This window comes from Halalkalibacterium ligniniphilum (genome assembly GCF_000334155.1).
Classification (GTDB): domain Bacteria; phylum Bacillota; class Bacilli; order Bacillales; family Bacillaceae_D; genus Halalkalibacterium; species Halalkalibacterium ligniniphilum.
On the sequence record NZ_ANNK01000144.1, the window covers coordinates 1 to 24,734 of the forward strand.

26 protein-coding genes and 2 pseudogenes are annotated in these 24,734 nt (G+C 41.4%); 9 read left to right on the plus strand and 19 right to left on the minus strand.

Features of this window, described 5'->3' with window-relative positions; genetic code table 11:
- Nucleotides 1-77 precede the first annotated feature (77 nt).
- From BLT_RS0117480 to BLT_RS0117545, 15 genes and pseudogenes are all read right to left on the minus strand, one after another.
- Nucleotides 78-1,121 carry a TRAP transporter substrate-binding protein gene (locus tag BLT_RS0117480; RefSeq protein WP_017729036.1) on the minus strand — a complete coding sequence of 348 codons (1,044 nt, stop codon included), beginning with the start codon at nucleotides 1,119-1,121 and terminating at the stop codon, nucleotides 78-80.
- A 284-nt stretch (nucleotides 1,122-1,405) separates the two neighbouring features.
- On the minus strand, nucleotides 1,406-2,197 hold the full coding sequence (locus BLT_RS0117485) for an enoyl-CoA hydratase/isomerase family protein (RefSeq protein ID WP_017729037.1): 792 nt from the start codon (nucleotides 2,195-2,197) through the stop codon (nucleotides 1,406-1,408).
- Nucleotides 2,198-2,217: 20 nt separating this feature from the next.
- Nucleotides 2,218-2,703: a (2Fe-2S)-binding protein gene (locus BLT_RS0117490; RefSeq protein WP_017729038.1), complete on the minus strand. Its 486-nt coding sequence runs from the start codon at nucleotides 2,701-2,703 to the stop codon at nucleotides 2,218-2,220.
- Between the two features lie 5 nt (nucleotides 2,704-2,708).
- Entirely contained in the window at nucleotides 2,709-3,578 is an 870-nt protein-coding gene (locus BLT_RS0117495; RefSeq protein WP_017729039.1) for an FAD binding domain-containing protein, read from the minus strand.
- 52 nt (nucleotides 3,579-3,630) lie between these two features.
- Nucleotides 3,631-6,054, minus strand: coding sequence for a xanthine dehydrogenase family protein molybdopterin-binding subunit (locus tag BLT_RS0117500; protein ID WP_017729040.1), 2,424 nt, complete (start codon nucleotides 6,052-6,054; stop codon nucleotides 3,631-3,633).
- 1 nt (nucleotide 6,055) lies between these two features.
- Complete coding sequence (locus BLT_RS0117505) at nucleotides 6,056-6,661, minus strand: nucleotidyltransferase family protein (protein ID WP_017729041.1); 606 nt, start codon at nucleotides 6,659-6,661, stop codon at nucleotides 6,056-6,058.
- The gene (locus BLT_RS22290) at nucleotides 6,658-7,770 is read right to left on the minus strand and encodes an XdhC family protein (RefSeq protein WP_017729042.1); all 1,113 of its coding nucleotides are present in this window, start codon (nucleotides 7,768-7,770) and stop codon (nucleotides 6,658-6,660) included. Before BLT_RS22290 ends, BLT_RS0117505 begins: the two co-directional genes overlap by 4 nt.
- A gap of 37 nt (nucleotides 7,771-7,807) precedes the next feature.
- Nucleotides 7,808-8,587: a response regulator transcription factor gene (locus BLT_RS0117515; RefSeq protein ID WP_017729043.1), complete on the minus strand. Its 780-nt coding sequence runs from the start codon at nucleotides 8,585-8,587 to the stop codon at nucleotides 7,808-7,810.
- 419 nt (nucleotides 8,588-9,006) lie between these two features.
- Nucleotides 9,007-9,179: pseudogene (locus BLT_RS24565) on the minus strand (transposase); the annotation flags it as partial.
- A 210-nt stretch (nucleotides 9,180-9,389) separates the two neighbouring features.
- Nucleotides 9,390-10,181, minus strand: a complete 792-nt coding sequence (locus BLT_RS0117520; RefSeq protein ID WP_017729044.1) for an enoyl-CoA hydratase/isomerase family protein — start codon at nucleotides 10,179-10,181, stop codon at nucleotides 9,390-9,392.
- A 41-nt stretch (nucleotides 10,182-10,222) separates the two neighbouring features.
- Entirely contained in the window at nucleotides 10,223-11,782 is a 1,560-nt protein-coding gene (locus BLT_RS0117525) for a class I adenylate-forming enzyme family protein (RefSeq protein ID WP_017729045.1), read from the minus strand.
- A gap of 36 nt (nucleotides 11,783-11,818) precedes the next feature.
- Nucleotides 11,819-12,274, minus strand: coding sequence for an SRPBCC family protein (locus BLT_RS0117530; RefSeq protein WP_017729046.1), 456 nt, complete (start codon nucleotides 12,272-12,274; stop codon nucleotides 11,819-11,821).
- Between the two features lie 240 nt (nucleotides 12,275-12,514).
- Nucleotides 12,515-12,919, minus strand: a complete 405-nt coding sequence (locus BLT_RS22295) for a PaaI family thioesterase (RefSeq protein ID WP_017729047.1) — start codon at nucleotides 12,917-12,919, stop codon at nucleotides 12,515-12,517.
- Nucleotides 12,920-13,403: 484 nt separating this feature from the next.
- Nucleotides 13,404-13,949 (minus strand): chromate transporter, encoded by a 546-nt coding sequence (locus BLT_RS0117540; protein WP_017729048.1) that lies wholly within the window; start codon nucleotides 13,947-13,949, stop codon nucleotides 13,404-13,406.
- Nucleotides 13,950-13,958: 9 nt separating this feature from the next.
- A complete protein-coding gene (locus tag BLT_RS0117545) occupies nucleotides 13,959-14,525 on the minus strand; it encodes a chromate transporter (RefSeq protein ID WP_017729049.1) in 567 nt (188 codons plus the stop codon).
- A 244-nt stretch (nucleotides 14,526-14,769) separates the two neighbouring features.
- Between BLT_RS0117545 and BLT_RS0117550 the strand changes: the two genes are divergently transcribed.
- Nucleotides 14,770-15,219: an Lrp/AsnC family transcriptional regulator gene (locus BLT_RS0117550; RefSeq protein WP_017729050.1), complete on the plus strand. Its 450-nt coding sequence runs from the start codon at nucleotides 14,770-14,772 to the stop codon at nucleotides 15,217-15,219.
- Between the two features lie 254 nt (nucleotides 15,220-15,473).
- Here BLT_RS0117550 and BLT_RS0117555 read toward each other — a convergent pair whose 3' ends face one another.
- The gene (locus BLT_RS0117555; RefSeq protein WP_017729051.1) at nucleotides 15,474-17,093 is read right to left on the minus strand and encodes a gamma-glutamyltransferase family protein; all 1,620 of its coding nucleotides are present in this window, start codon (nucleotides 17,091-17,093) and stop codon (nucleotides 15,474-15,476) included.
- A gap of 355 nt (nucleotides 17,094-17,448) precedes the next feature.
- On the opposite strand from BLT_RS0117555, the gene ureA reads away from it, so the two are divergent.
- Genes ureA through BLT_RS22300 form a run of 7 tightly spaced genes read left to right on the plus strand, consistent with a single transcriptional unit; the run spans nucleotide 17,449 to nucleotide 22,487 of the window.
- A complete protein-coding gene (gene ureA, locus BLT_RS0117565) occupies nucleotides 17,449-17,751 on the plus strand; it encodes an urease subunit gamma (protein WP_017729053.1) in 303 nt (100 codons plus the stop codon).
- 12 nt (nucleotides 17,752-17,763) lie between these two features.
- On the plus strand, nucleotides 17,764-18,132 hold the full coding sequence (locus BLT_RS0117570; RefSeq protein WP_017729054.1) for an urease subunit beta: 369 nt from the start codon (nucleotides 17,764-17,766) through the stop codon (nucleotides 18,130-18,132).
- A complete protein-coding gene (gene ureC / locus BLT_RS0117575; RefSeq protein WP_017729055.1) occupies nucleotides 18,132-19,847 on the plus strand; it encodes an urease subunit alpha in 1,716 nt (571 codons plus the stop codon). Before BLT_RS0117570 ends, ureC begins: the two co-directional genes overlap by 1 nt.
- 11 nt (nucleotides 19,848-19,858) lie before the next feature.
- Nucleotides 19,859-20,308 carry an urease accessory protein UreE gene (locus BLT_RS0117580; protein WP_017729056.1) on the plus strand — a complete coding sequence of 150 codons (450 nt, stop codon included), beginning with the start codon at nucleotides 19,859-19,861 and terminating at the stop codon, nucleotides 20,306-20,308.
- Nucleotides 20,241-20,984 (plus strand): urease accessory protein UreF, encoded by a 744-nt coding sequence (locus BLT_RS0117585; protein ID WP_017729057.1) that lies wholly within the window; start codon nucleotides 20,241-20,243, stop codon nucleotides 20,982-20,984. The genes BLT_RS0117580 and BLT_RS0117585 overlap by 68 nt, the downstream gene beginning before the upstream one ends.
- A gap of 19 nt (nucleotides 20,985-21,003) precedes the next feature.
- Complete coding sequence (gene ureG, locus BLT_RS0117590) at nucleotides 21,004-21,630, plus strand: urease accessory protein UreG (protein WP_017729058.1); 627 nt, start codon at nucleotides 21,004-21,006, stop codon at nucleotides 21,628-21,630.
- A complete protein-coding gene (locus tag BLT_RS22300) occupies nucleotides 21,627-22,487 on the plus strand; it encodes an urease accessory protein UreD (protein WP_017729059.1) in 861 nt (286 codons plus the stop codon). The genes ureG and BLT_RS22300 overlap by 4 nt, the downstream gene beginning before the upstream one ends.
- Before the next feature lie 311 nt (nucleotides 22,488-22,798).
- On the opposite strand, the pseudogene BLT_RS23370 reads toward BLT_RS22300, so the two are convergent.
- From BLT_RS23370 to rnhA, 3 genes and pseudogenes are all read right to left on the minus strand, one after another.
- Nucleotides 22,799-23,058, minus strand: a pseudogene (locus BLT_RS23370) (catalase); the annotation flags it as partial.
- A 73-nt stretch (nucleotides 23,059-23,131) separates the two neighbouring features.
- Nucleotides 23,132-23,521: a hypothetical protein gene (locus BLT_RS0117605; protein WP_017729061.1), complete on the minus strand. Its 390-nt coding sequence runs from the start codon at nucleotides 23,519-23,521 to the stop codon at nucleotides 23,132-23,134.
- 220 nt (nucleotides 23,522-23,741) lie between these two features.
- The gene (rnhA, locus tag BLT_RS0117610) at nucleotides 23,742-24,362 is read right to left on the minus strand and encodes a ribonuclease H (protein WP_017729062.1); all 621 of its coding nucleotides are present in this window, start codon (nucleotides 24,360-24,362) and stop codon (nucleotides 23,742-23,744) included.
- 153 nt (nucleotides 24,363-24,515) lie between these two features.
- On the opposite strand from rnhA, the gene BLT_RS0117615 reads away from it, so the two are divergent.
- Nucleotides 24,516-24,710 (plus strand): hypothetical protein, encoded by a 195-nt coding sequence (locus tag BLT_RS0117615; protein ID WP_017729063.1) that lies wholly within the window; start codon nucleotides 24,516-24,518, stop codon nucleotides 24,708-24,710.
- Nucleotides 24,711-24,734: the final 24 nt, after the last annotated feature.

Below are 24,734 nucleotides of genomic sequence, written 5' to 3' on the forward strand. Positions count from 1 at the left end.
GCCATGCATCAACGATCATGACGTTCGGATTTCTCATCAATAAAATCTCTTTTGTCCTAGACTCTAATTTAAAAAATTTATTGGTTTTTTATTTGATTCACCGTTTCAATAAATTCTGCAATAAGGGGGTCTTTTTCTGCATACTGTTCATAAATAGGTGTTACCATTTCAATAAATGGCTCAACGTTTTCAAGCTCAGCAATATTTTGTCCACTCTCTCTCAATGTCTCTAATGATCCATTATCCACTTCTACTAACTGCTCAACAATCCATAGCGATGTTTCCTTTCCAGCTTCCTGTAGAGCCGTTTGCTGCTCTTCAGTAAGCGATTGGAATGTAGCTAAATTCATTACATTAATATTTGGAAAAGGAAAATGATTTGTTAATGTAATGTATTCCGTCACTTCATAGAAATTTTCATCATTATAAGCTGGCAAATTCGCTTCGTGGGCATCAATGACCCCTGTTTGCAATGAACTATAAATTTCACCATATGGCATTGGTGTTGGGCTTGCTCCAAGTGAATTAAAGATGTCAAGCATTAACGGACTTTCCACTACTCGGATTTTTAATCCTTTAAAATCTTCTGGCGATTGAATCTCTGAAACATTGCTTCCGAGTTGGCGCATTCCACTCTCATTAATACCAAGACCCTTTAAACCAAGACTTTCTAAACTGTCTAACATTTTTTGCGCCGTTTCTGATTCCACAGCTTTCCCAAATGTTTCATAGCTATCAATTAAAAACGGTAACTGCAAACCATCCATAACTGGAGTAGAACCACTAAAGACACCAGACGTAATCAATCCAGCATCAAGTGATCCGTTTTGAATCATTTCAAGCATATCCAAATCTCCACCTAGCTGACGGGCAGGATAAATCTCAAAATTAATCGTCCCTCCCGTTTTCTCGTGAACAAGCTCAGCGAAATGCTCTGCAGCCATATGATATGGATGACTCGTTTGTGTAACGTGACCAAGCCGAAACGTTACTGCCTCTTCATTTTCTCCATCAGAAGCTGTCGCATCATTGGAACCGCTTTCATTTGTTAGCTCACTATTACATGCCATTAAAAAGATCAAGCCAAATAGTGCAATGAAACCCCACAATTTTTTTCTCATTTCTGCCCTTCTCCCCTTTATATTGTCTAAGTAGCTTTTTGAAAGACTTTTAAAAATTTTCTTACTTTTTAAATAATAAAATGAAATTATACACTTTGGTTTAAATTTTTTATTTTTGTATCTTTAAATTCATTCTTTATAAAAAAAATGAATCGCTATTTTTTTGTAAATCATCAACTAAAGAATCATTTTTCTAAGCCCTTCCTGTTCCTCCATGGAAGATCTGTCTCTTTTTCACCACAAAAAGAACTGCTGATATCATCAACAGTTCCTTTTTCAAATAATTATTTCCCTTTAAAAACAGGCTTGCGCTTCTCAATGAATGCATTGACGCCTTCTTTAAAGTCTTCAGTTGTCCGTAACAAGCCATATGCTTTTCCTTCAAGCTTAAGTCCTGAGCTGAGCGGGCTTTCCTCTGACGCATTCAGCACTTCCTTCGCCACTCGCTGAGCAATTGGTGAAAAACCGACTAGCTCTGTCACTAGAGCGTCTACGGTTGCTTCGAGCTCTTCTTTTGCCACAACCTTCGTCAACAGGCCCCATTGATACGCCTCATCAGCTGGAATTCTTCTTGCACGCATGATCATATCCTTCGCTCTTGTCAGACCGACGATTTTCGCAATCCGCTGCGTTCCACCGCTGCCCGGAATCATTCCAAGGTTCATTTCTGGTAGCGCCATCAACGTATCTTCTGCCGCAATCCGGAAATCACACGCCATCGCTAGCTCTAGACCTACGCCAAAGGTGTACCCTTGAAGCTGGGCGATCACAGGCTTTGGCGAACGTTCTGGTGCCGCAACGTTTTCTGCCAAATGAGAAAGCTTCTCTTGATGCGTCGTCATGAACTCTGGAATGCTTCCTCCTGCTGTAAAGCACACATCCCCTGCACCTTTAATGATGATCACTCGTACGTCGTCATCTTGGTTTAACTCATCGAAAATTTCAGCAAGCTGTTCCCGGCCAAGCATGCTGATGTAATTCATCTTCTCCGGCCGATCGAGGATAATGGTTCCCGTCTTCTTTTCTACATCTTTCTCTACTCGTATATGATCGTATTGTTTTTCTGTCACTGACATGTATTATACCCCTTTGCCTATTAAGATGAAACGGTCGTTTTATTGTCTTCGATTGTTTTTTCGATCGCTTTCACAATACCATCATATCCTGTGCAACGGCACAAATGTCCTGACAGCATCTCTTTAATTTCCTGGGTCGACGGCTCTGGTTTTTTCTTAAGGTAATCTTCAGTTGAGACGATGATTCCAGCTGTACAAAAACCACATTGCAGCCCGTGACATTCGATGAAATTCTTTTGTAATGTTGTCAACTCACCGTTCTCTGCAATACCTTCAATCGTCTTGATGTTCTGACCATCTGCTTGTACTGCAAACATAAGACAGCTTCTTACCGCTGCTCCCTCAACGTTCACTGTACAAGCTCCACAAACACCATGCTCACAACCTACATGAGTGCCTGTTAGTCCGCACACATCTCGAAGAAAGTCGCTTAGCAACATACGTGGTTCAACTTCTTCTTCATAAACCTTTCCGTTAATCGTTACTTTAATTGAATGGCGTGCCATATTCCTTACCCCCTTGCTCTTTCATACGCTTCTGTCAATGCACGTTTCGCTAAAACTTTCGCTAGATGAGTACGATATTCTGCTGATGCATGAAGGTCAGATTCTGGCTCTACTTCATTTTCAATCGCTTCTGCTACTTCCTCTAACAACTCATCAGATAATGTTTGACCAACTAAGACATCTTCGAAATCCGCGATCAGTAGAGGAACCGCTTCAACCCCTCCAAGCACGAGTCTTACAGAGGAAATCTGGTCTTCATCATCCACCGTCAAATGACAAGATGCTGCGACTAATGCGAAATCACCATGACGTCTCGCAATCTCTTGGAACGAGTAACCATTCCTGCCTTCCGTAATCGGGAACGAAATTTCGGTTACGATTTCGGTTGGCATAATATCCGTTGTCAAATAGGTGATAAAAAAGTCTTCCGCTTCAACCGTTCGATACTCATCCTTTGAGGCAATTTGAACCGTTCCATTTAGCGTGAGCAAAACAAGTGGTAATTCTGCGCTTGGGTCAGCATGAACAATGCTACCACCAAATGTTCCTCTGTTTCTTGTTTGTACGTGACCGATTTTAGGGATCGCTTCCGTAATCAAGCCACAATATTTTTTAACTTCCTCGGAAGTCTCTACAACACTTTGTCTTGTCAATGTACCAATTTTCAGGACATCGTCTTCTCTTTTAATATAGTCAAGCTCTTTGATTCCGTTAATATCAATCAAGCACTTAGGAGTGGCAAGGCGCATATTCATAATTGGAACAAGGCTTTGTCCACCAGCAATAATTTTACCATCATCGCCAACTTCTTCTAAGAGATCTAACGCTTCTTCAAGTGTTGCCGGTTTATAATAATCAAATTTTGGTGGTTTCATGATTTATCCCTTCCCTCTTCATGCTAGCAAACAAGCATGTTACATCTATCGTTTATAAAGTCGTCTCCACTTTCTCCTTTACCTCTTGAAGTCGTCCCCAAATGCGGTTAGGACTTAATGGTAATTCATCAATGACAATGTCAAATTGAGAGAGTGCATCATTCACAGCATTTGAGATTGCAACAGGCGCACTCATTGTATTTCCTTCTCCAAGTCCTTTCGCTCCTAATGGCGTGATAGGTGATGGGGATTCAGTGTGTTTGATCGTGACATTCGGAATTTCCGGAGCCGTTGGGCATAAGTAATCCATAAAGGACCCTGTTAAAAATTGACCTTTATTATCGTAAGCAAGCTCCTCATAAAGAGCTCCACCTAAACCGTGTGCTAATCCACCCATAATTTGTCCATCAACAATTAAAGGATTTAATAGCTTACCAGCATCGTGAATCGTAACATAATCAATGATTTTTGCTTCAGCTGTGTCAGGATCGATTTCAACAGTGACCATATCAGCAACAAATCCATATGTCACAGAAGAGTTAACTAAATCATTATCATCTGGTGGCTCAGCAACCGTTGCTGTATAGTAGTAGGTTTCATAGATGCCTGGCTCCATTCCACTTGGTAATGAAAGCGGATGCCAGTGAGCAAGCCCTGCCGCACGTTTAACGGACATTTTTTTCGATGGATCATTTTTAACAAAAATGCTTCCCTTATCTTGATCCAGTTCAGCTACGTCCACTCCGAATTCATGGGCCACAATGTTGAAAAGCTTTTGACGAACTTTGTGTGCTGCATAGTAAACTGCACTAGAACCTAATGAAGCAAAACGGCTAGAGTAGCTTCCTGATGCAATTGACCAAGCACTTGTTGATGTGTCAAGCTCAGCAACGACTTTAATTTGCTCTTGTGGAATTCCTAATACTTCTGCAACAATTTGCGAAGCTACTGTTTCATGTCCTTGTCCCGACGGCGTTGTACTGATTCGCACATTCACACTACCTAATGGATCCATTGAAACGGTAGCGGCTTCTGCACATCCTGATTTCGGAAGGGATTTTGCACGTTCTTCCGGCGTTAATGCAACGGTAATATAGCCCATGTTCGAGCCAGATGGTTCAACAATACAAGCAAGTCCTACCCCTAAAATCTTTCCATTTTTCCGGGCCTCTTCCTGTTTCTTTCTGAATTCTTCATATTTCCCTGTTATTAGAGCAAGCTCAAACGATTGTTCATAATCACCACTATCATAAATTCCTCCTGAAGCAGTTGTGAACGGGAACTGCTCTTTCTTAATTAAATTTTTACGAATAACGTCGGCGTGATCCAAATCAAGCTCTTTCGCAATCCGTTGCATCATCCGCTCTAGCGGGAAATAAAGCTCTTGTCCACCATAGCCACGGATAAGCCCCGTAGGAGATTTGTTCGTCATAATTGCGTAAGCATCAATATCTAAATTCGGAATGTCGTAAGCACCTGTTGTGTTAGCATGGGTACGATACAGACATGCTGGCTCTGGTGCGCGAATATATCCTCCGACATTGTCAATCATTTTCATTTTTAAGCCCGTAACCTTACCGTCGTTCTTTACCGCAGCCTCAATATACGTAACACGGTCTGTTCCACTTGCACTTGAAGATAAGTGCTCTTGTCTGTCCTCAATCCATTTGATCGGACAGCCGATAAGCTTACTTGCAATGGCGCATAGAACAATGTACGGAAAAATACCCGCTTTGATTCCATAGCTTCCACCAATGTCTTTTGGAACAATAATTCGCAATTTATTACTTGGAATTTGCAGTGCTTGTGCCATAATGGCGTGAATAACAAAAGGACCATGGAAGTTCGCATTGACCGTAAATTGGTCTTCTGCAGGATCATAATTAGCAATGACACCGTACGTTTCAACAGGTGTCGCCGTATATTTCGGAAAATTAAACTTGTGTTTGATGATCCGATCAGCTTCCTTAAAAGCTTGTTCTGTATTTCCATAACGGAACTCTCTATGGTTTGCAATATTAGAACCGACATTTTCATGAAGAATTGGTGCATCATCCTCCATTGATTTCTCAATGTCTACGACTGGTTGCAAAGCTTCATATGAAACTTTAATTTTTTCAAGGGCATCTTCAGCAATATAGCGATCCTTGGCAACAACAATCGCGACAGGCTCTCCTACATATCTCACCTTATCAATGGCAAGGGGATAATATTTCACAGGTGCAGTCACACCAACACTAAATGGTTGAAGTAAATCCTTAATGTCTTGTCCAGTTACAATTCCTTTGACACCTGGTACTTTTTTGGCTTCCTCGATATCAATGGATTTAATATATGCATGTGGGTACGTACTACGTAAAATCGCCGCGTGACCACAGTCTACAGTCGTACCTAAATCATCAATGTATTTACCTTGACCTGTAAGCAGTCTCTTGTCTTCTACCCTCGGTATCGCCTTTCCAATTACCTTACTCATGTCAAACCTCCTTTTCATTCATCAAACGCTCATAATCCTCAACTGTATCAATATCTTTACTATTGCTTTCTTTTATCTCCGCATAAACAATCTCGTCACGAAACTGTTGAATCACTGATTTTCCACCTGTATCCCCATTCATTTCAAATAGAGAGGGGAACACGTCTCGTTTAAATAAAACGGGATGTCCTTTTTCATGATTCAAATAAAGAGATTGGACAATCAGTGGCTGATTGGCTTGAAGGTAGGTCTCCAACACCTGATTGATTGAGGTTTCAGTCACTTTTGGTTGGTCGCCTAAGAGAATGACCACTGCCTCTACGTCTTGAGGGAGTGCCCTCAACCCTTTTTTAATTGACGTTGCCATTCCTAAGTGTGTTTCCTCATTTACGATAAAGGATTTAACACCCGTCACTTGAATCGTCTTAAAAAATTCAACCTCAAGGGGATTGATTACAACAAGAACTCCATCAAGGTTTGATCGAAGCGCCTTATCAATCACATGGCGGACGATCGGCTTTTCTTGGTAGGGCAAAGCTAATTTTGACCTGCCCATTCTCCTTGAAAATCCTGCGGCTAAAATGATTCCCCAAATTTCCTTTTTCACAGTGATAATGAACAACCTCGCTCCCAAGTCTGCTCTTGATTTGTTTGCGTATGTCCCTTTGTCTGCTTTAAGTGCAAGGAACGTCCCCCTCGATAAACATTAATTAACTCTGACGTTATACTTAATGCAATTTCTTCAGGTGTCTTTGCATGAATATCAATTCCGACAGGACTATAGATGCGCTCAAGATTCAATGTCTCACTCTTATAATTGCTTAGGAGTGGTTCTAATAATTGATTTGTTCTTCTAGAAGGTCCTAACACACCAATGTATGGAACCGTTGACTGAACAAGTGTTTCAAGTACGATTTGGTCTTGATTAAAGTTATGACTCATGACAACGGTATACGTGTTGTCATGCAAAGTAAGCTCTGGGACTTGATCTCTTGGGTAACAAATTAATTCATCGGCTAACGGGAAAATGCTTGGATTGACAAAGCCAGGTCGGTGATCGACCACCTTCACTCTCCAGCCCATTTCTTTTGTTAATTTTACAAGTGGCACTGCATCAGGACCTGCTCCGAAAATAATTAGCGTCGGAATGGGTTCAATAAAATCGATGAACAGCTCGGTATCATCGGCCAATGTTACCAATCTAGATTTTGTTTTTCTATGGTGTACGTTTTTATCTTTATCAGATAAAACGAATGATAGGAATTCATCATCAGAAGCTACAATCCATTTTTTACCTAATCTGGATTCTTCCTCAGCTTTTACAACTGTTGCTATGATTTGTGGAATTTCAGCTACCAAGGTCTTTTCCATCAGCATGCTTTTCTCTGGATATTGCTGTGGATCATACAACTCAAGGAAAATTTCAATCGCCCCATTACAACCGACACCTAGTCCCCATACCTGATCGTCTTCGTCTCTAAAATCGTAATAGATTGTTTTTGGTTTTCCCTCTTCCAGTACTTCTTTTCCATGTTCAATGACATCGCTTTCAACACAGCCTCCACTTAACAAACCAATTAAAGCACCATCTTCAGCAAAAAAGCATTTGGTCCCTTCCTTTTGATACGAAGACCCTTCGACACGAATAATCGTAGCAAGTACCCCTCTTTTTTTCTCCCTCCTGCAACGCGCCATCTCACTTACAATTTTTAGCACAAAGACCACTCCTAAAAGTTATAAAATCTTACTCATCTCATAATAACTTTTTATTTTTCTTCGTCTGCTCCCAGAAAAAAAGCTCTCTATATTGGGTTGGGGTCTTCCCTTCTACCTTTTTAAAGGTTGTTGCGAAATAACTAGAGTTTGCAAATCCAGTATTATTCGCAATCACATCAATGGGTAATGACGACATTCTTAGCATGCTTTTTGATTTTTGCACACGAATCCAAGACAAATACTCGACAAAGGTCATTCCCATTTCTTCCTTAAACAATTTGCTAAAGTAAGAAGGGCTCAAATACACCTTATCTGCAAGTCCTTTTAACGTAATTGATTCATTGTAATATAGCTGAATATACTGCACGGCACTTTGGATCGGCTTGCGTAGGTCAGAATCAAAGTTCGTCCCTTGATGAGTGATCGCCTGATTTACCTCTTTTTTGAGCCCTGGTTTTAAGACTCTTTCAAACGTACTTAATAATTCGAATTTAGAAAGCGGTTTCAATAAATACGCCGAAAACCCTTCATTAATCGCCGCTTGAGCAATTTCAAACATCTTCAATTGAGTAATCACAATAACAGGCATATCCGGGTAAAGCTGTAGCGCCGTTTTCCCAAAAGCAATGCCATCCATGTCTGGCAGTGAAGCATCAATAATTAAGGCGTTCGGGGGATTTTGCCTAAGCAGCATCATCGCTCTCTCAACAGTACTTGACTCATATATTTTAAGGTAGTTGTAGTCACTGTTTTCTACAATATCACGTACATCTTTCCTGCTTCTTTTGTCCGTATCGACAATCAAAAGTTCCGCCATAGGACCCCCTCCTAATGTAATATTGCTAGACATTCATGACTCCAGTAACAAGTTTAGTTATTATAATAAGTGAAAGAGCTAATAACGAGTTATAAATTTTTAAGATAAATTTTTTAAAATTCAATACTATTGAAAGAATATGAGTGAAAAATAAAAGACAATCCTTTTATCATTCGTTCAAGTAGAAAACCAACATCGGTATAAACAGGAAGTTACCAACGTTCATTTTCTATGTCAATTATAAGCTCTTGCTGTCGTAAAAGATAGATTGTCTTCATTGTGAATATTCATTCATTTGTAAATCAAAGAGGCCGGGACAAAAGAGTTTTATTGATGAGAAATCCGAACGCAATGATCGTTGATTTATAGCATTCGCTTCGGAAATAGACTTCGCTAAGGTTGTGGATTGTTCGCATTTTCGCTGACACACTTATCTTGGGCGGAAAACTTACTAACATATGTAATGTCTTTACATGCCGTTGCTTTTATAATTTCTACTCCTTTTCTTTCACGTAATTCCCTCAAAATTCCTCATATAACTTTTTTTACTTTCCTTATATCGCTTATCTCTAAATTTCGGTGCGAATACAATGTGATACTTACACTTCCATTTCGTATGGGCTAAACTGTTAAAAAACTCCTCCGTAAGCTATTATATTGGTTGGCGAACCCCATCTATTTTAGCACCTTGGATGAGTTTTTTTATACCTCGCTGTAAGCTACCCGGAACCCTAGGCCGAGCCTTAGGTTTTCTTTTTACAAAAAAATAGTATCCCATCAGCTTAGCCGATGGGATACTTGATTATTTCCCTTTAAAAACAGGCTTGCGCTTCTCAATGAATGCATCGACGCCTTCTTTAAAGTCTTCAGTTGTCCGTAACAAGCCATATGCTTTTCCTTCAAGCTTAAGTCCTGAGCTGAGCGGGCTTTCCTCTGACGCATTCAGCACTTCCTTCGCCACTCGCTGAGCAATTGGCGAGAAGCCGACTAGCTCTGTCACTAGAGCGTCTACGGTTGCTTCGAGCTCTTCTTTTGCCACAACCTTCGTCAACAGGCCCCATTGATACGCCTCATCTGCTGGAATTCTTCTTGCACGCATGATCATATCCTTCGCTCTTGTCAGACCGACGATTTTCGCAATCCGCTGCGTTCCACCGCTTCCCGGAATCATTCCAAGGTTCATTTCTGGTAGCGCCATCAATGTATCTTCTGCCGCAATCCGGAAATCACACGCCATCGCTAGCTCTAGACCTACGCCAAAGGTGTACCCTTGAAGCTGGGCGATCACAGGCTTTGGCGAACGTTCTGGTGCCGCAACGTTTTCTGCCAAATGAGAAAGCTTCTCTTGATGCGTCGTCATGAACTCTGGAATGCTTCCTCCTGCTGTAAAGCACACATCCCCTGCACCTTTAATGATGATCACTCGTACGTCGTCATCTTGGTTTAACTCATCGAAAATTTCAGCAAGCTGTTCCCGGCCAAGCATGCTGATGTAATTCATCTTCTCCGGCCGATCGAGGATAATGGTTCCCGTCTTCTTTTCTACATCTTTCTCTACTCGTATATGATCGTATTGTTTTTCTGTCACTGACATGTATGATTCTCCTTTGTCTCTCAAATAGGTTTTCTTTCGGTTTAACTTATAGGCTCACTTTGTCCACGACTCGTTTCAAACTCCCCGTCCCGCAACTTTCTACGAAGTATTTTTCCAACTGGGCTTTTCGGAATTTCTTTAACAAAGGTATATTTGCGTGGTCTTTTAAAATTAGAAATCTTCGCATAATTTTTGCAAAATTCATCTAGCTCTTGTGCTGTGACTGAATCATCCGCTGCCACGATATAAGCAGAAACGATTTGACCCCATCGTTCATCAAGCTCTCCGACCACGGTTGCTTCTTTCACTTTTGGATGCTGCGTCAAGCAATCTTCAACTTCAAGCGGGTGAATGTTTTCCCCACCTGAAATAATCATATCGTCAACTCGTCCAACAACGAATAGATCTCCATCCTCATCAATCATGCCTAGGTCACCTGTGAAGTACCAGCCATTTCGAATCGCCTTTGCCGTTGCATCAGGCCGATTCCAATAACCTTTAAACGCTTCAATCGAATCTAAATTCACAATAATTTCTCCTACTTCACCTTTGTTTACAACATCTTCCGGCAAAGAATTTCCATCAGGATCTGGTGTTACTAGACGAATATTTTGATGGAGGCCAGCTTTTCCGGCACTTCCTGGTTTATCAGGAACATGCGGACAAATCGTAAACGTATAGACCTCCGTACTCCCATAATGATTCACAAACACATTTGGCTTTAGCAAATTCATGCATTTATTGACTAAAGAAGTCGTCATCGCCGCACCTGCATAGCCGATCTTTTTTAGAGAAGATAAATCATACTTTTCGAAATTCTCATGGGACAAAATATCATGGTAAAGCGTCGGGACTAAATAAACAGATGTAATTTTTTCTTGGTCTAATATTTTTAACGCTTCTTCTGCATCAAAATCTGGAAGAAGAGCTAGTTTTCCATTTAAAAAGGTCATTGAAAGCATTGAACGTATGCCCATTGTATGATAGAGCGGCATGACACCTAGCGTGCTTTCCCATAATTGATATTGATTTTGAATAATGTGTGCCATCGCTGATGCATATTCATTTCGGTGCGTTCTTGGAACCCCTTTCGGCTTCCCTGTCGTACCTGATGTATAGAGCATGAGGGAAATATCATTTTCATCTAATTCTGGTTCTTCATATCCGTTTGGTGCACGCTCCACAAGCTCATTGTAAGAGATATCAACGCCATCACTATTTTCCACACCAATTAAAATTGGTTTTTTCGCATAGGTTGCTGATAATACAGCATTGTGGCTAGAGGATTCAAACACAATCGCCTTTGCCTCTGCATCATTTACACAGTATTCCACTTCTTTTGTTGATAACCGATGATTAATTGGTGTATAAATAGCCCCTAATTTTTGTAGTGCCCAGTAAATCATAATATTTTCAAATCTATTTTTTAAAATGACCACAACTCGGTCTTGCTTTTGGATCCCTAATCGTTGCAAAGAAGCCGCTACTTTTTCTACTTCCTTTGCTAACTGATTATAGGTATAAGTTTTGTCTCCTTGGACAAGCGCTACCTGATTTGGGTAGCGCTCAACCGAAAAATCGAGCAATGTGCCTAGTTTCATGTTAAATACTCCTCTCTTCCAGGTTTAGAAAAATGGCTATGCTTGGGCTTCAGCTTGCTTTACTTCTTTAGCAAATTTCTTGAAGAAATCTTTAATGATCAATTTTGCTACACCGCCTAGCATTCGTTGACCAACCATCGCCACTTTGCCACCTACTTCTGCTTCATAGGTGTAAGAAAGCTTTGTCGTGTTTTCATCAATTTCTTCGAGATTAATAGCTGCTACCGCTTCAACACTACCAGGTCCACCCTCGCCTTTTACTGTCATCTTATAGTGATATGGTTTTTGAATGTCTGATAATTCGATGGTAGAGGAATAGTCGCCTTTAACCGCTGCAACACCCATTGATAATTCAGCTTGATATTTATTTTCGCCGATTAGCTCGATGCTTTTGCAACCCATAATACATCTTTTTAATACCTCAGGGTCTTGTAAAACGTCCCATGAAGTTTCTACATTTGCTGGTAATTTCAAATCTCCTTTACCTTCCATCTGCCTTACCTCCTATGTCATTGCATTCATTCGCTCAATCTTCATTCACCTATTTTAAGTAAGCGATTTCAAGAATGGGAAGATGCGTTTTCAATCTCTACCTTTAGAATATAAGTATTTAACTCTCAATTGTTTTAAAAAGTCATTTTATTTTTTTAAATATTTTATAATTTTTATCTTTTTTACTTTTATTGGTAAATAGAAACCCCAATCCTACATCAAAATTTTGAGCAATATTATTTAATTTTTATCAAGGATCATAAAATTTCCTGTTGCTGATGCAATTTGTTTACCTTCCTCATTATATGCTCCTGCACTAGCGACTGTAATCCGTCTTCCTCTTTTTACAATGCTTGCTTTTACACTCATCGTCTCCCCAAGCATTGGACGAAGGTAGTTAATATGAAGATCGATCGTATTACTATATTTATCTTGATCTAATGTAGAAGAAATAGCAGCAGCCATCCCCATATCAAGAAGGGTCGCAATAATCCCCCCATGTACAGTTCCAAAAGATTGTGTGAACTCTTTTTTTACGTTAAGCTCAAGCTCGCACTCTCCTTCGTTTCCTTTAAGAACGTTAACACCTAATAGCTTCCACACATCTCCTTGTGCTAGCGCTTCTACTCTAGGATGAATACTCATACACAACTTCCTCCTCTAATCAGTACAATTACTTTGTTTTTTAAAAAAAATTATTTTAATAAGCATTAAAATGGAAACAAGAAAATGGAAACAAGATTGATAACGCTTACATTTGTATATCTCAGAGGTAAGCACTAAGATCAGAAATGTCATTGAAATCCTTATCTTGTTCTTTTTATACTTTTAATTTATCTACTAACTGAGCACGTTTTGTTTAAAAATATACTTTAAACGTTTTAAATTTTTTGCCTAAAGTTCGCCTTAAATACTCGTTTTTTGTGTGGAAAAGAGGGCGGAGCTTCAGTTCAAGTTAATGAAACAATCTAGCGCTTCCGCTCACACCTCTTCATTGAAAGGTTGCTCAGTGATACTTTGACGAACTCGTTTCCATCCAAGTAAAAGGAGCGATCCGCTCATGCAGGTTTCTGTTATATTGATGAACAACAGAGAGCCCTTGCCCCAAAATAGATTACGCTTCTTTCGGTCAACCGATTGGTGTTTGACCAAGAAAAATTGCACCATAGAGTAACGCTCCAGCAATAACAAAGGCAGGGTGGGTTTTCCATTTTTCAAGAAGAAGGAAGCTAATTATAATTAGAAATGTCGTTTGTAGCCAACCTGCTGCTTCCCATGATGTAACAAAAAATTGTAGCGCTAGCACGCCTAATAAAATTCCAATCGTCGGCCGAATAAGAGCGGTCATTTTCTTTACTTTCGGGGAATCTTTAAACCTATAAAGAAGCCCTAAAAGAAAAACCATCGCAATTAATGAGGGAGCAACCGTGGCAAACAAAGCAACAAAAGCGCCAAAAAAACCTCCAATCTCATAGCCAATATAGCCTGCCATTTTTGTAGCAATCGGACCTGGAAGGGCATTCCCAATTGCGAGCAGCTCACCAAATTCTGAAACACTATACCAGCCATAACGGTTCACAACCTCTTCCTGAATAAGAGGAATGGTGGCAGGTCCCCCTCCATATCCAACGATACCTGGTATAAAAAAAGCTAAAAAAATGTCCCAATAGATCATCTGGTCCTCCTACGTTGAGCGTTTCTTCAACTTTTTGGGGTTTCGGCTCAACATTCCATATAATAGCAAAATCCCAATGATGATAGCAGGGTGGATCATTAAAAATTGATAAGCAACAAGGCTAACGATCGCTAGAATGACCGTCTGAAGCCAACCGATCCCCTTTTTTGATTGCTTCATAAAACCGTATGCCAGCGAAAAAAGCATAACACCAACTACAGGTGCAACGGCCTGTGTCATTCCTGCTACAACCCGGGAGTCACGAAATGTTGATAAAATCCCGATCAGTCCAATCATCAAAATAACCGTCGGCATAACTGTAGCCAGAACCCCATTCAATAATCCACTCCAACCACCGACTCGATAACCAATATAGCCAGACATTTTTGTATTAATCGGGCCAGGGAGTGTGTTTGCAAGCGCAAGCACGTCTGCGAATTCTTCGTCTGTCATCCATTTGAAGTGCTCAACCACTTCTTTATGTACAAGGGGAATTGTTGATGGGCCACCACCATAACCCAGCATTCCAGAGCGAAAAAACGCTATAAAAATATCTTTGTGTAGTTTCCAGTCCATCTTCCCACCCCCTTTTCAATTTGTCTTATAATCACTTACATCTTATCATTTTCGGAAACAAAATAGTAGAATAAACCTTACAAATGTCCGAAAAAGAACGGAGAAACTTCCTTTCGTTCAGTTGCAATAGAATTCTATATATAATCCGCAAATTAGACATGACTTCTTTCACAAACCGTCACATGACATCGGTTCTTTTCTTCTTATATAATAAACATAGTCTATAGGGTAAGTGGTGAGGCAGATGAAAATTGATGCAACAGATCGAAAAATCTTGAAGTTGTTGACCGAAAACGGTCGTATGTCTTATGTAGATATTGCAAAAGAGCTTGGCTTATCTCGTGTCGCAATAAGAGAACGAATTAACCAGTTGATGGAAGAAGGCGTCATTGAAAAGTTTAGTGTCGTCATTAATTCAGATAAGGTTGGAAAAAAAGTATCGGCTTTTTTTGAGGTTGATTGTGAGCCAACATCCCTTGTAAAAGTGGCTGAAACACTTGTAGAGAATCCCAAGGTTGCGAGCTGCTATCAAATGACGGGCCCAAGCACATTGCATATGCATGTCCTTGTTGAGGATTTTGATGAGCTTGAGCATTTTATTAATGAAGAGCTATATGCCTTACAAGGGATTACCCGAGTTGAGAGCCATATTTTGTTACGACGGTTTAAAAGTCGAAGTGGTTTAAATCTTTAATTGAATGGTGGGGGCTGGGACAAAAGAGTTTTTATAGATATTGATGCATAGCATTCGCTTCGGAAATATACTTCGCTAAGGTTGTGCATTGTTCGCATTTTCGATCATACATGTTCGTTATGTCCCAGCCTCTTCTGTGATAGGTCTGAATTGCAGTGGAGTTATAAATGAGACGTTTTTACGCTGCAAGCATAGGTGTTTCGATTCGATAGGATAAAAAACAGAGCACAAGTCCGCTTGCGCTCTGTTTTATTTTACCAAGCTGCGACTTCCCCGTCTGTCCGTGGCTCGGTTCCACCTGCAAGGACTCCAGTTTCTGGATCACGCCAAATGATCTGACCTCTACCAAAACTGCCTCCATCTAACGCTACTTCAATTTGATGGCCTTTTCGAGCAAGCTGCTGGGCAATGTCATTCGGAAACGTCGGCTCTACTAAAACCTTTTTATCATTCAACCACTGCCAACGTGGTGCATCTAAAGCTGCTTGAGGATTTAAAGCAAAATCGACCGTGTTCATTACGACCTGCACATGCCCTTGTGGCTGCATAAAGCCTCCCATGACACCAAACGGGCCAATTGGCTGATCTCCTTTTGAGAGAAACCCTGGAATGATCGTGTGATAGGTTTTCTTCCCAGGCTTTAAGGCATTGTCATGGTTTGGATCAAGAGAAAAATTATGGCCACGGTTTTGCATCGAAATTCCGGTTCCTGGAATAACAATCCCAGAACCGAAGCCCATGTAATTACTTTGAATAAAGGAAACCATATTCCCGTCTCCATCTGCTGTGGCCAAATACACCGTACCTCCACGAGGTGGTGCACCAGGCTCTGGTGTTAGCGCCTCATCCCCGATTAAGCTGCGACGCTCTTGGGCATATTCATCTGAAAGAAGCTCCTCAACCGAGACAGACATCGCTGTTCTATCGGTAATGTATTTCATTCCGTCCACATATGCGATCTTGAGCGCTTCAATTTGTTTATGGTATGTATCCACACACTCTTTACTCTTAAACTCAAATCCTTTTAATAGATTTAATGCTTCAAGAGCCACAAGTCCTTGTCCATTCGGAGGGATTTCCCACACATCATAACCACGATAATTGACTTTGATTGGCTCAACCCATTCAGGATGGAAGGCGGATAAATCTTCCTTTGTTAAAAAGCCCCCATACTTCAGAAAATACGTGTCAATTTTGTTAGCTAATTCGCCCCGGTAGAAAGACTCCCCATTTGTTTCAGCAATTGAACGAAGAGTCGCCGCATGTGCTGGTGATTTCCAGATCTCCCCTGCCTTTGGTGCTCGCCCATTTGGAGCAAATATCTCGAACCACGGCTGGAACACTTCATCCTTAAAAATGTCTTGATATTTTTTGAAGGCAGCCTGCCAAAACGTCGCAAGGGTAGGGGATAATGGATAGCCTTCTTCAGCATATGCAATCGCTGGTGCTAACACTTTTGTTAAGGGAAGCTTGCCAAATTTTTTTGATAACTCCGCCCATGCACCAGGCGCTCCCGGCACTGTAACGGGGATCACACCGAAAGCGGGAAGCTCTTTTTCATAGCCTGCCTTCCTCACTGCTTCAATGCTTAACGCTTGTGGTGCCTGTCCGCTCGAATTAAGACCGCGTAGGGTGTCACCTGTCCAAACAAGAGCAAATGCATCGGAGCCAATCCCATTTGATGTTGGTTCAACAACCGTTAGACATGCAGCGGTAGCAATCGCTGCATCTATAGCGTTCCCGCCTTCCTTCAACATTTGCAATCCAGCCTGTGCTGCTAACGGCTGGGATGTAGCTACCATCCCTTTTTGTCCATACACGACATTTCGACGTGATGGATACGGATAAGATAAGGCATCATACATTACAGTCATAGGTCCTTCCTCCTCTAACGAAATCAATATCATCTTTTTATTTTCATTTCACAATAAAATCGGCTAATTCACAAACAAAATGTATATTTTTCATTATAATTGATGTTCTTTTGTCAGTCCAACAAGTTTTCTAAATGTTCGTAAAGTAACTAACGTAAGCTGCTGTTCAAGGTTATTCGTTCCATGTAGAGAGTAAACCCTATTAATCATTTCCAAGAGGCTTGTCAGGATTTTTCCCGTAAGATAATCTGACACACTCATTGAGGTGTCACTTTATTTGACGATATGATGTGTAATAATTCAAATCATTCGGCGAATGGCAGCAGAGCGTCGAAAGCAAGAGGTGAGCCTTAACTTGAAACTAACACCAGTCGAAAAAGAGAAGCTATTTTTATTTATGGCAGGGGAGCTAGCCAAACAGCGGAAGGAAAAAGGTTTAAAGCTAAACTATCCAGAAGCTGTTGCCATCCTGAGCTGTTTTGTTCTTGAAGGGGCAAGGGAAGGGAAATCGGTTGCCACGCTTATGAAAGAAGGCAAGCATGTTCTACGAGCTGAGGAAGTCATGGAAGGCATTCCAGAAATGCTTGATCATATTCAAGTAGAAGCGACCTTTCCTGACGGTACAAAACTAGTGACGATCCATGACCCGATTCAATAAGGAGGCAACAAAATGATACCTGGAGAAATCAAAACAGCCCAAGGGTTTATTACATTGAATGAAGGCAGATCAACAATGTCAATCCTTGTCGCCAATACGGGAGACCGCCCCATTCAAGTCGGTTCCCATTTTCATTTTGCAGAAGTGAATCGTGATCTTTCATTTAACCGAGAAAAAGCATATGGCATGCGCTTAAACATTGCAGCTGGAACCGCAGTGAGATTCGAGCCTGGTGAAGAAAAGCAAGTCGATCTTGTAGCCATCGCTGGATCAAAGGAAGTGTTTGGATTAAATGCACTAACGGAAGGGTTGCTTGAAGAAAAAAAGAACGCCTTTCTTGAAAATTATCAATTTTCAGGGTTTAAAGGAGAGAAATTGTGATGAAGTTATCTCGTGCACAATATGCGGCGCTTTACGGGCCAACAGTCGGTGACAAAGTTCGCCTAGCAGACACGGAGTTGTTCCTTGAGGTTGAGAAGGATTTCACGGTGTATGGAGACGAATGCAAGTTTGGCGGCGGAAAAGTTTTACGCGATGGAATGGGGCAAAGCGGTGTTCATACGCGAGATCAAGGTGTCCTTGATCTTATCATAACAAACGCAACGATTGTTGATTATACCGGAATTATCAAAGCAGATATCGGCATAAAAGATGGTCGAATTGTAGGAATCGGAAAAGGCGGCAACCCAACTATGATGGATGGCGTTGATGAACACATGATTGTAGGGGCGAGCACAGAGGCCATTGCTGGTGAAGGATTGATTGTAACAGCTGGTGGAATTGACGCCCATATCCATTTTATTAGCCCGCAGCAAATTGACACGGCGATCTCATCTGGCGTTACAACAATGATCGGTGGTGGAACTGGGCCGGCTACAGGAACCAATGCGACGACATGCACACCAGGATCATGGAACATCGAACGAATGCTAGAGGCAGCAGATTCTTTTCCCGTGAACCTTGGCTTTTTAGGAAAAGGGAATGGCTCTGCCCATGGTCCATTGCGTGAACAAATTGAAGCAGGTGCCATTGGCTTGAAGCTTCATGAAGATTGGGGGACAACGCCAGCTGCCATCGACACATGCTTAACCGTTGCTGATGAAATGGACGTACAAGTTGCGATTCATACAGACACATTGAATGAAGCTGGATTTGTCGAAGATACGATTGCTGCTATTGGTGATCGGGTGATACACACATACCATACGGAAGGTGCTGGCGGTGGACACGCTCCCGATATTATGAAAATTGCAGCCTTCCCAAACGTACTCCCGTCTTCTACGAATCCAACTCGTCCCTTTACGGTTAATACGATTGATGAACATTTAGATATGCTGATGGTTTGCCATCATCTCGACCCTCGTGTTCCTGAGGATGTGGCTTTTGCCGATTCACGCATTCGCCCAGAAACGATCGCAGCGGAAGATATTCTCCATGATTTAGGTGTGATCAGTATTATTTCCTCTGACTCCCAGGCAATGGGTCGGGTCGGAGAAGTCATTATTCGCACATGGCAAACAGCTGACAAAATGAAGCAGCAGCGAGGTCCCTTACTGGAGGACCATGGACTCGAACATGACAATACTCGGATTAAGCGGTACATCGCAAAATATACGATCAACCCTGCCATTACCCACGGAATCAGTCATGAGGTCGGGTCAATCGAAGTTGGAAAATTAGCCGATCTTGTTCTCTGGGACCCCCGTTTTTTTGGTGTAAAGCCTGAGTTGGTCTTAAAGGGTGGGATGATTGCCCACGCACAAATGGGCGATCCAAATGCATCCATCCCTACCCCACAGCCCGTTTTCCAGCGCCCAATGTTTGCAAGCTTTGGCAAAGCAAAAAATTCGACGTCATTAACCTTCCTTTCAAAAGCAGCATTCGACAGGGGTGTACATGAAAAACTTGGGTTAGAAAAGAGAATAGCGGTCGTAAAAAATTGCCGAACGATTGGAAAAAAATCGATGAAATACAATGACGGCACTCCATCCATCGAAATCCACCCAGAAACATACGAAGTGAAGGTTAATGGCTCGATTATTACATGCGAGCCATTTGATAAGGTTGCGATGGCTCAGCGATATTTCTTATTTTAGGAGGAAACAGAATGCGAGTGCAAAAGGTACTTGGCAATATTGAATCAATTGATACCTGTGAAAACACTGTCGAATGGGTCGAATTAGACTGGGACGAACTAAATAAACGTATCTTACGAAAAACAACTGACAAGGGCCGTGACCTCGCCATTGTGATGGACGAACAAGGCTTACGCTACGGAGATATTTTACATCAAGAGTCTAGCAGGGTGATTGCGGTACGAACACGGTTAGAACCTGCTTATGTTATTACACCTGACTCGATGACACAAATGGGAAAGGTAGCATTTGAATTAGGAAACCGACACACACCTTGTGTAGTGGAGGAGAACCGGATCATTGTTCGTTACGATTCTACGCTTGAGGTTTTGTTTAAAGAGATAGGGGTGGATTATGAACGGACTGAGGAACGATTCAAACAACCATTCAAATACAAAAGCGATCACCACCATCACACTTGATCCGATTGAATTTTTAGAGCTAATGCAACTCCACGATTCAGCTTTTCCAATCGGTACATATACGCATTCATTTGGGCTTGAGACATATATTCAGCGTAATCAAGTTTATGATAAGAAATCTTTGCTTTCATGGTGTCGAACATATTTACATGGAAATCTCGCTTATGGCGATGGCATTTTGTTGAAAGAAAGCATGGCAAACCCAGACTTGAGCATGCTGCTTACTCTTGATCAGCTAGCTCACGCCCAAAAACTAGCAAAAGAATCGAGAGAAGGTAGTCTTAAAATAGGAAGACAGTTTCTACAAACGGTAAAGCCCCTCTCTTCTCATACACTAGTTCTTTCATGGATCGACCTTGTTCAAAAAAAGAAAGCAAAAGGTCATTTCTCAATTAATTATGGGGCTTACGCTGCTAGTCGTGGGTATTCAATTGATGCTGCACTTGTGAGCTTTCTCTATTCATCGGTTGCAAGTCTCGTTCACAACGCTGTACGCTCCATCCCGCTCGGGCAAACAACCGGAGTTCAAGTTATTCATGCGCTATTACATGATTGCAAAAGCCTGGCGGAAACCATTATGCAGCGAACTTTAGAAGATGTTTCAAATCAAGCCTTCGGAATTGAACTTGCTTCAATGGAGCATGAACATCTCTATTCCCGTCTATTTATTTCTTAGTGAAAGGAGCAACACTATAATGAAACCCGTACGTATTGGAATTGGCGGACCTGTTGGTTCCGGTAAAACCCACCTTGTTGAACAACTAACACGTGCTATGCACCGTGACTACGAGCTAGCCGTTATTACAAATGATATCTACACAAAGGAGGACGCACAATTTTTAACAAAGCATGGGGTCCTCCCTCAAGAACGTATTATTGGTGTTGAAACAGGTGGTTGCCCTCATACTGCTATTCGCGAGGACGCTTCGATGAATTTTGAAGCGATCCATGAGCTAAAGCAGCGCTTTCCAAACCTTGATATTATTTTCGTCGAAAGCGGAGGCGACAATTTATCCGCAACTTTTAGTCCTGAATTGGTTGACGGCTTTATTTATGTCATTGATGTCGCTGAAGGCCAGGATATTCCCCGGAAAGGCGGGCCAGGTGTCACTCGCTCAGACTTATTAGTCATAAACAAAATTGACTTGGCTCCTTATGTTGACGTGGATTTAAAATTAATGGAATTGGATACGAAACAAGCTCGTGGAACAAGACCCTTCGTGTTCACGAATCAAAAAAAGGGAGTTGGCATTGACAGCGTTATCGACTGGATTCGAAGCCAGCTCTTACTAGAGGATTTCGTTGAGGAGCCATTATCATGATGGCTTCTCCTCGTCTCCAACAGCTTAATGGCAAGCTCGATCTGCAATTTCAATATCGGAGAGGAAAAACAAGAATGACCGAGTGCTTACAGGAGCCTCCTTTGAAAGCAAGTCGTGTGCTATATACGGATCATCCTCAAAGGGCAACCGTCTACCTTGTGGAAACGTCTGGCGGAATGGTCGGTGGCGACGAGCATTCCATTTCTGTGACCGTTGACCCAAATGCGCAGGTTGAGCTTATTCCTCAAGCAGCAACAAAGGTCTATCCGGTGCGGATCCCCTTACAAAAAACAAAACAAGTAATTAAAATGGAAATCAAGGACTACGGTTCGCTTCTTTGGAAGCCAGAAACACTGATCCCATTTATCAATACGAGGTTTCAGCAACGAGTCACCGTCTCACTCACGGCCTCCTCTACCTTTTTTTACGGGGATATTCTTGCCCCTGGAAGAACACATCATGACGAACGCTTCCTTTATCAAATGCTAGATAATCGCTTTGAACTTTTTCTTGATGGCCAGCTTATCGCTTTTGATCGCATAAAATTAGAGCCTCTAGAAAGTGATATTAGCAAAATGGGGATGCTGGATGACTATGCATATTTGGGTTCAGCCTGGTTTTCCCCCCCTCCCTCCATCGATTTTGAACAAATGAAACAAAAGCTTCATCCCCCTAACGAAAACACAACTCGTTTTGCTTTGACCGAGCTAGAAGGTGGAATTTTTCACGCTCGCTGCTTAAGTCATTCAAACCAAGAAATAAAACAAGTCATGCTAGATCTTTATGAAGTCTTTCTATCACTAACTCAGCAAAAGCGAGTAGTCTTTGAGAACAATGCCCTCTCAAATCATTCGTAAAACCGATGATAAATAAAGTTCTTCCCACAAAGAAAAGAGCAGGCACCTTGTTCAACAGCTGGAGCTAGACAGCTTTGACATCGTATCCTTTCTTATCTTTCTTTCAAGAAAAACGAGGCTGGGACATAACGAACGTGTATGATTGAAAATGCGAATAATGCACAACCTTAGCGGAGGATATTTCCGAAGCGAATGCTATCCATCAACGATCATGACCTTCGGAGTTCTCATCAATAAAAACTCTTTTGTCCCAGCCTCGTTTTATTCGTTTTCTTTTAAGTGCTCTAAGCACAGAGTAGCATCAACCTTCAAGGTAGGTTGTTACCAACAAAATCCCAGTTCCCTTCTTCCGGATAAAATTTCACTGAAAACCCGCGTGATCACGTAATGTTTCCGGTGAATGCTGGCTGTGAATGACCGTTGAAAAACGAACAAAAACTGGAGTTTCCTTTCCTTCCCCCTGAAAGAGTGCTGCTTTTTTGTACCTTTTTAAACTGTTTTTCACTTTAAATACACCATGAGCACTAGCACCACAAGCATGAACTATACGTTCAGGAATACGCTCACTATCAGCAAACTAGAAAAAGTCGACCTTTATTAATCATGATTTCAATTTAAAATTATTCTCTTAAAAAAGCAAAATACTATTCCCTTTCCCTTAATTCTGTTTTCTGCCAATATCTCTTTTTTATGACGACGACATTCGGTTGGGCCGTCCGTATATAGGGCCGAATCCAGCTTCGAAAGGCAACAGCTATGATAGGGTATACAAGCAAGAGTACAACAAAGGGATACACATACGCCTTAATAAATACCTCTCCCCAGCCCCTTGCACGAAGCTGTCCCCCGACAATACCGATAAAAGCAACATATGCTGTACTATAGACCATCAAAGTGAACATTACATTTGCAAAGTGAAGGACGAACGCCTGCTTTCGGTTATTGACTTCTCGTTCAAGACGCCACTGAACAACTAGAGCAACAGACAACGCAAAACACGAAAGCAGAATAGCAAGAACTTGCACCTCTATCAACCTCGTCCTTCTTATTTTTTTTAATTTGATGATGACCACGAAAACTGTTGAAATACTGAATTCCGTTGGATCGGGTACACATCCTTTTTGGCGATTGCATTAATCATTTTAAGTGCAACATTCACAATGTCTATACGTATTTTCATGTGAAATTTTGAAAAGGGCAAAATTAGGTCATGAACTGATATAAAAGGATTTATTAATTTGCCTCTTTTTTTGGTTAGCTCTTCCGTCCATAATCCGCTTTAATTTCGCCCCATTTTTCTGTCCGCCATTTAAGAATTTGGTTTTCGTAAGTATGTTCATGAAGCCATTGCTCTGCTTCTTTAACAAGTGACCAAATATAGGCCGTCTCTTCGTTTTGAACAAGGGTTGATTTGGCCTTTTTTTGCTGTACCCATTTCATTGCTGTTTGTGAATCGGAGTAAATCGGCTTATTGCTGTTACGCTCTTGTAAATAGCGAAGCCCGTGAACAATGGCCAGAAATTCCCCCATGTTATTTGTACCAACAGGAATCTCTTCATGAGCAAAAAGAACTTCACCTGTTTTTGTATCAACACCTTTATATTCCACAATTCCGGGGTTCCCCCGGCTCCCCACATCAACAGAAATGCTATCCCAAATGACCTCTTCATTTTCTTGATTGCTTGCGTGACGTTCCTGCTTCTTTCCTGTCACGATCTCTTTACCTGAAAAAGCAGCCTTTGCTTCTCCTTCTGTGGCAAACGATTTAAATTTCGCCCCGGGAAAACCTTTTACTTGAGCCTCACACTCGGCCCAGCTTGTATAAATACCCGGCTTGCGCCCTTCCCATACAACATAATATTTTGTTTTTGCCAATCTTGTCACCTCGTTTAGTTGATATGAAACATTTATGCTGTAATCGATCCACGTTAAATAAAGCAAGTTGTACAAAAAATCTCGGATAAAAGAATGCTTCTAAAGAGATAGTAACAATGTTATCTATTTCAGACAATGGAGGGAGGAATCTTCTTGGCAAAACGGAATCAACAAAGAGGAAAAGCTTTAACAAATAACAAGACACCAAAAGAATCAATATTTATGATGAAGTGGCAAGTGAAATGCTTGATAACGGAACCAACAAAGCCAATAAGAAAACTACTTGAGCTACTCTCTCTCCCACATGGATGTACGAATCGCCAAGTCTTTTGGTCACCCTTCCAATGAAGGCGGTGTGAGCGGAAGCGCTTC

Excerpts from the sequence above, each read along its gene's own strand:
- BLT_RS0117480 (WP_017729036.1), bottom strand. The coding sequence starts at position 1,121 with ATGAGAAAAAAATTGTGGGGTTTCATTGCACTATTTGGCTTGATCTTT.
- BLT_RS0117485 (WP_017729037.1), bottom strand. The coding sequence starts at position 2,197 with ATGTCAGTGACAGAAAAACAATACGATCATATACGAGTAGAGAAAGAT.
- BLT_RS0117490 (WP_017729038.1), bottom strand. The coding sequence starts at position 2,703 with ATGGCACGCCATTCAATTAAAGTAACGATTAACGGAAAGGTTTATGAA.
- BLT_RS0117495 (WP_017729039.1), bottom strand. The coding sequence starts at position 3,578 with ATGAAACCACCAAAATTTGATTATTATAAACCGGCAACACTTGAAGAA.
- BLT_RS0117500 (WP_017729040.1), bottom strand. The coding sequence starts at position 6,054 with ATGAGTAAGGTAATTGGAAAGGCGATACCGAGGGTAGAAGACAAGAGA.
- BLT_RS0117515 (WP_017729043.1), bottom strand. The coding sequence starts at position 8,587 with ATGGCGGAACTTTTGATTGTCGATACGGACAAAAGAAGCAGGAAAGAT.
- BLT_RS0117520 (WP_017729044.1), bottom strand. The coding sequence starts at position 10,181 with ATGTCAGTGACAGAAAAACAATACGATCATATACGAGTAGAGAAAGAT.
- BLT_RS0117525 (WP_017729045.1), bottom strand. The coding sequence starts at position 11,782 with ATGAAACTAGGCACATTGCTCGATTTTTCGGTTGAGCGCTACCCAAAT.
- BLT_RS0117530 (WP_017729046.1), bottom strand. The coding sequence starts at position 12,274 with ATGGAAGGTAAAGGAGATTTGAAATTACCAGCAAATGTAGAAACTTCA.
- BLT_RS22295 (WP_017729047.1), bottom strand. The coding sequence starts at position 12,919 with ATGAGTATTCATCCTAGAGTAGAAGCGCTAGCACAAGGAGATGTGTGG.
- BLT_RS0117540 (WP_017729048.1), bottom strand. The coding sequence starts at position 13,949 with ATGATCTATTGGGACATTTTTTTAGCTTTTTTTATACCAGGTATCGTT.
- BLT_RS0117545 (WP_017729049.1), bottom strand. The coding sequence starts at position 14,525 with ATGGACTGGAAACTACACAAAGATATTTTTATAGCGTTTTTTCGCTCT.
- BLT_RS0117550 (WP_017729050.1), top strand. The coding sequence starts at position 14,770 with ATGAAAATTGATGCAACAGATCGAAAAATCTTGAAGTTGTTGACCGAA.
- BLT_RS0117555 (WP_017729051.1), bottom strand. The coding sequence starts at position 17,093 with ATGACTGTAATGTATGATGCCTTATCTTATCCGTATCCATCACGTCGA.
- BLT_RS0117570 (WP_017729054.1), top strand. The coding sequence starts at position 17,764 with ATGATACCTGGAGAAATCAAAACAGCCCAAGGGTTTATTACATTGAAT.
- ureC (WP_017729055.1), top strand. The coding sequence starts at position 18,132 with ATGAAGTTATCTCGTGCACAATATGCGGCGCTTTACGGGCCAACAGTC.
- BLT_RS0117580 (WP_017729056.1), top strand. The coding sequence starts at position 19,859 with ATGCGAGTGCAAAAGGTACTTGGCAATATTGAATCAATTGATACCTGT.
- BLT_RS0117585 (WP_017729057.1), top strand. The coding sequence starts at position 20,241 with ATGAACGGACTGAGGAACGATTCAAACAACCATTCAAATACAAAAGCG.
- ureG (WP_017729058.1), top strand. The coding sequence starts at position 21,004 with ATGAAACCCGTACGTATTGGAATTGGCGGACCTGTTGGTTCCGGTAAA.
- BLT_RS22300 (WP_017729059.1), top strand. The coding sequence starts at position 21,627 with ATGATGGCTTCTCCTCGTCTCCAACAGCTTAATGGCAAGCTCGATCTG.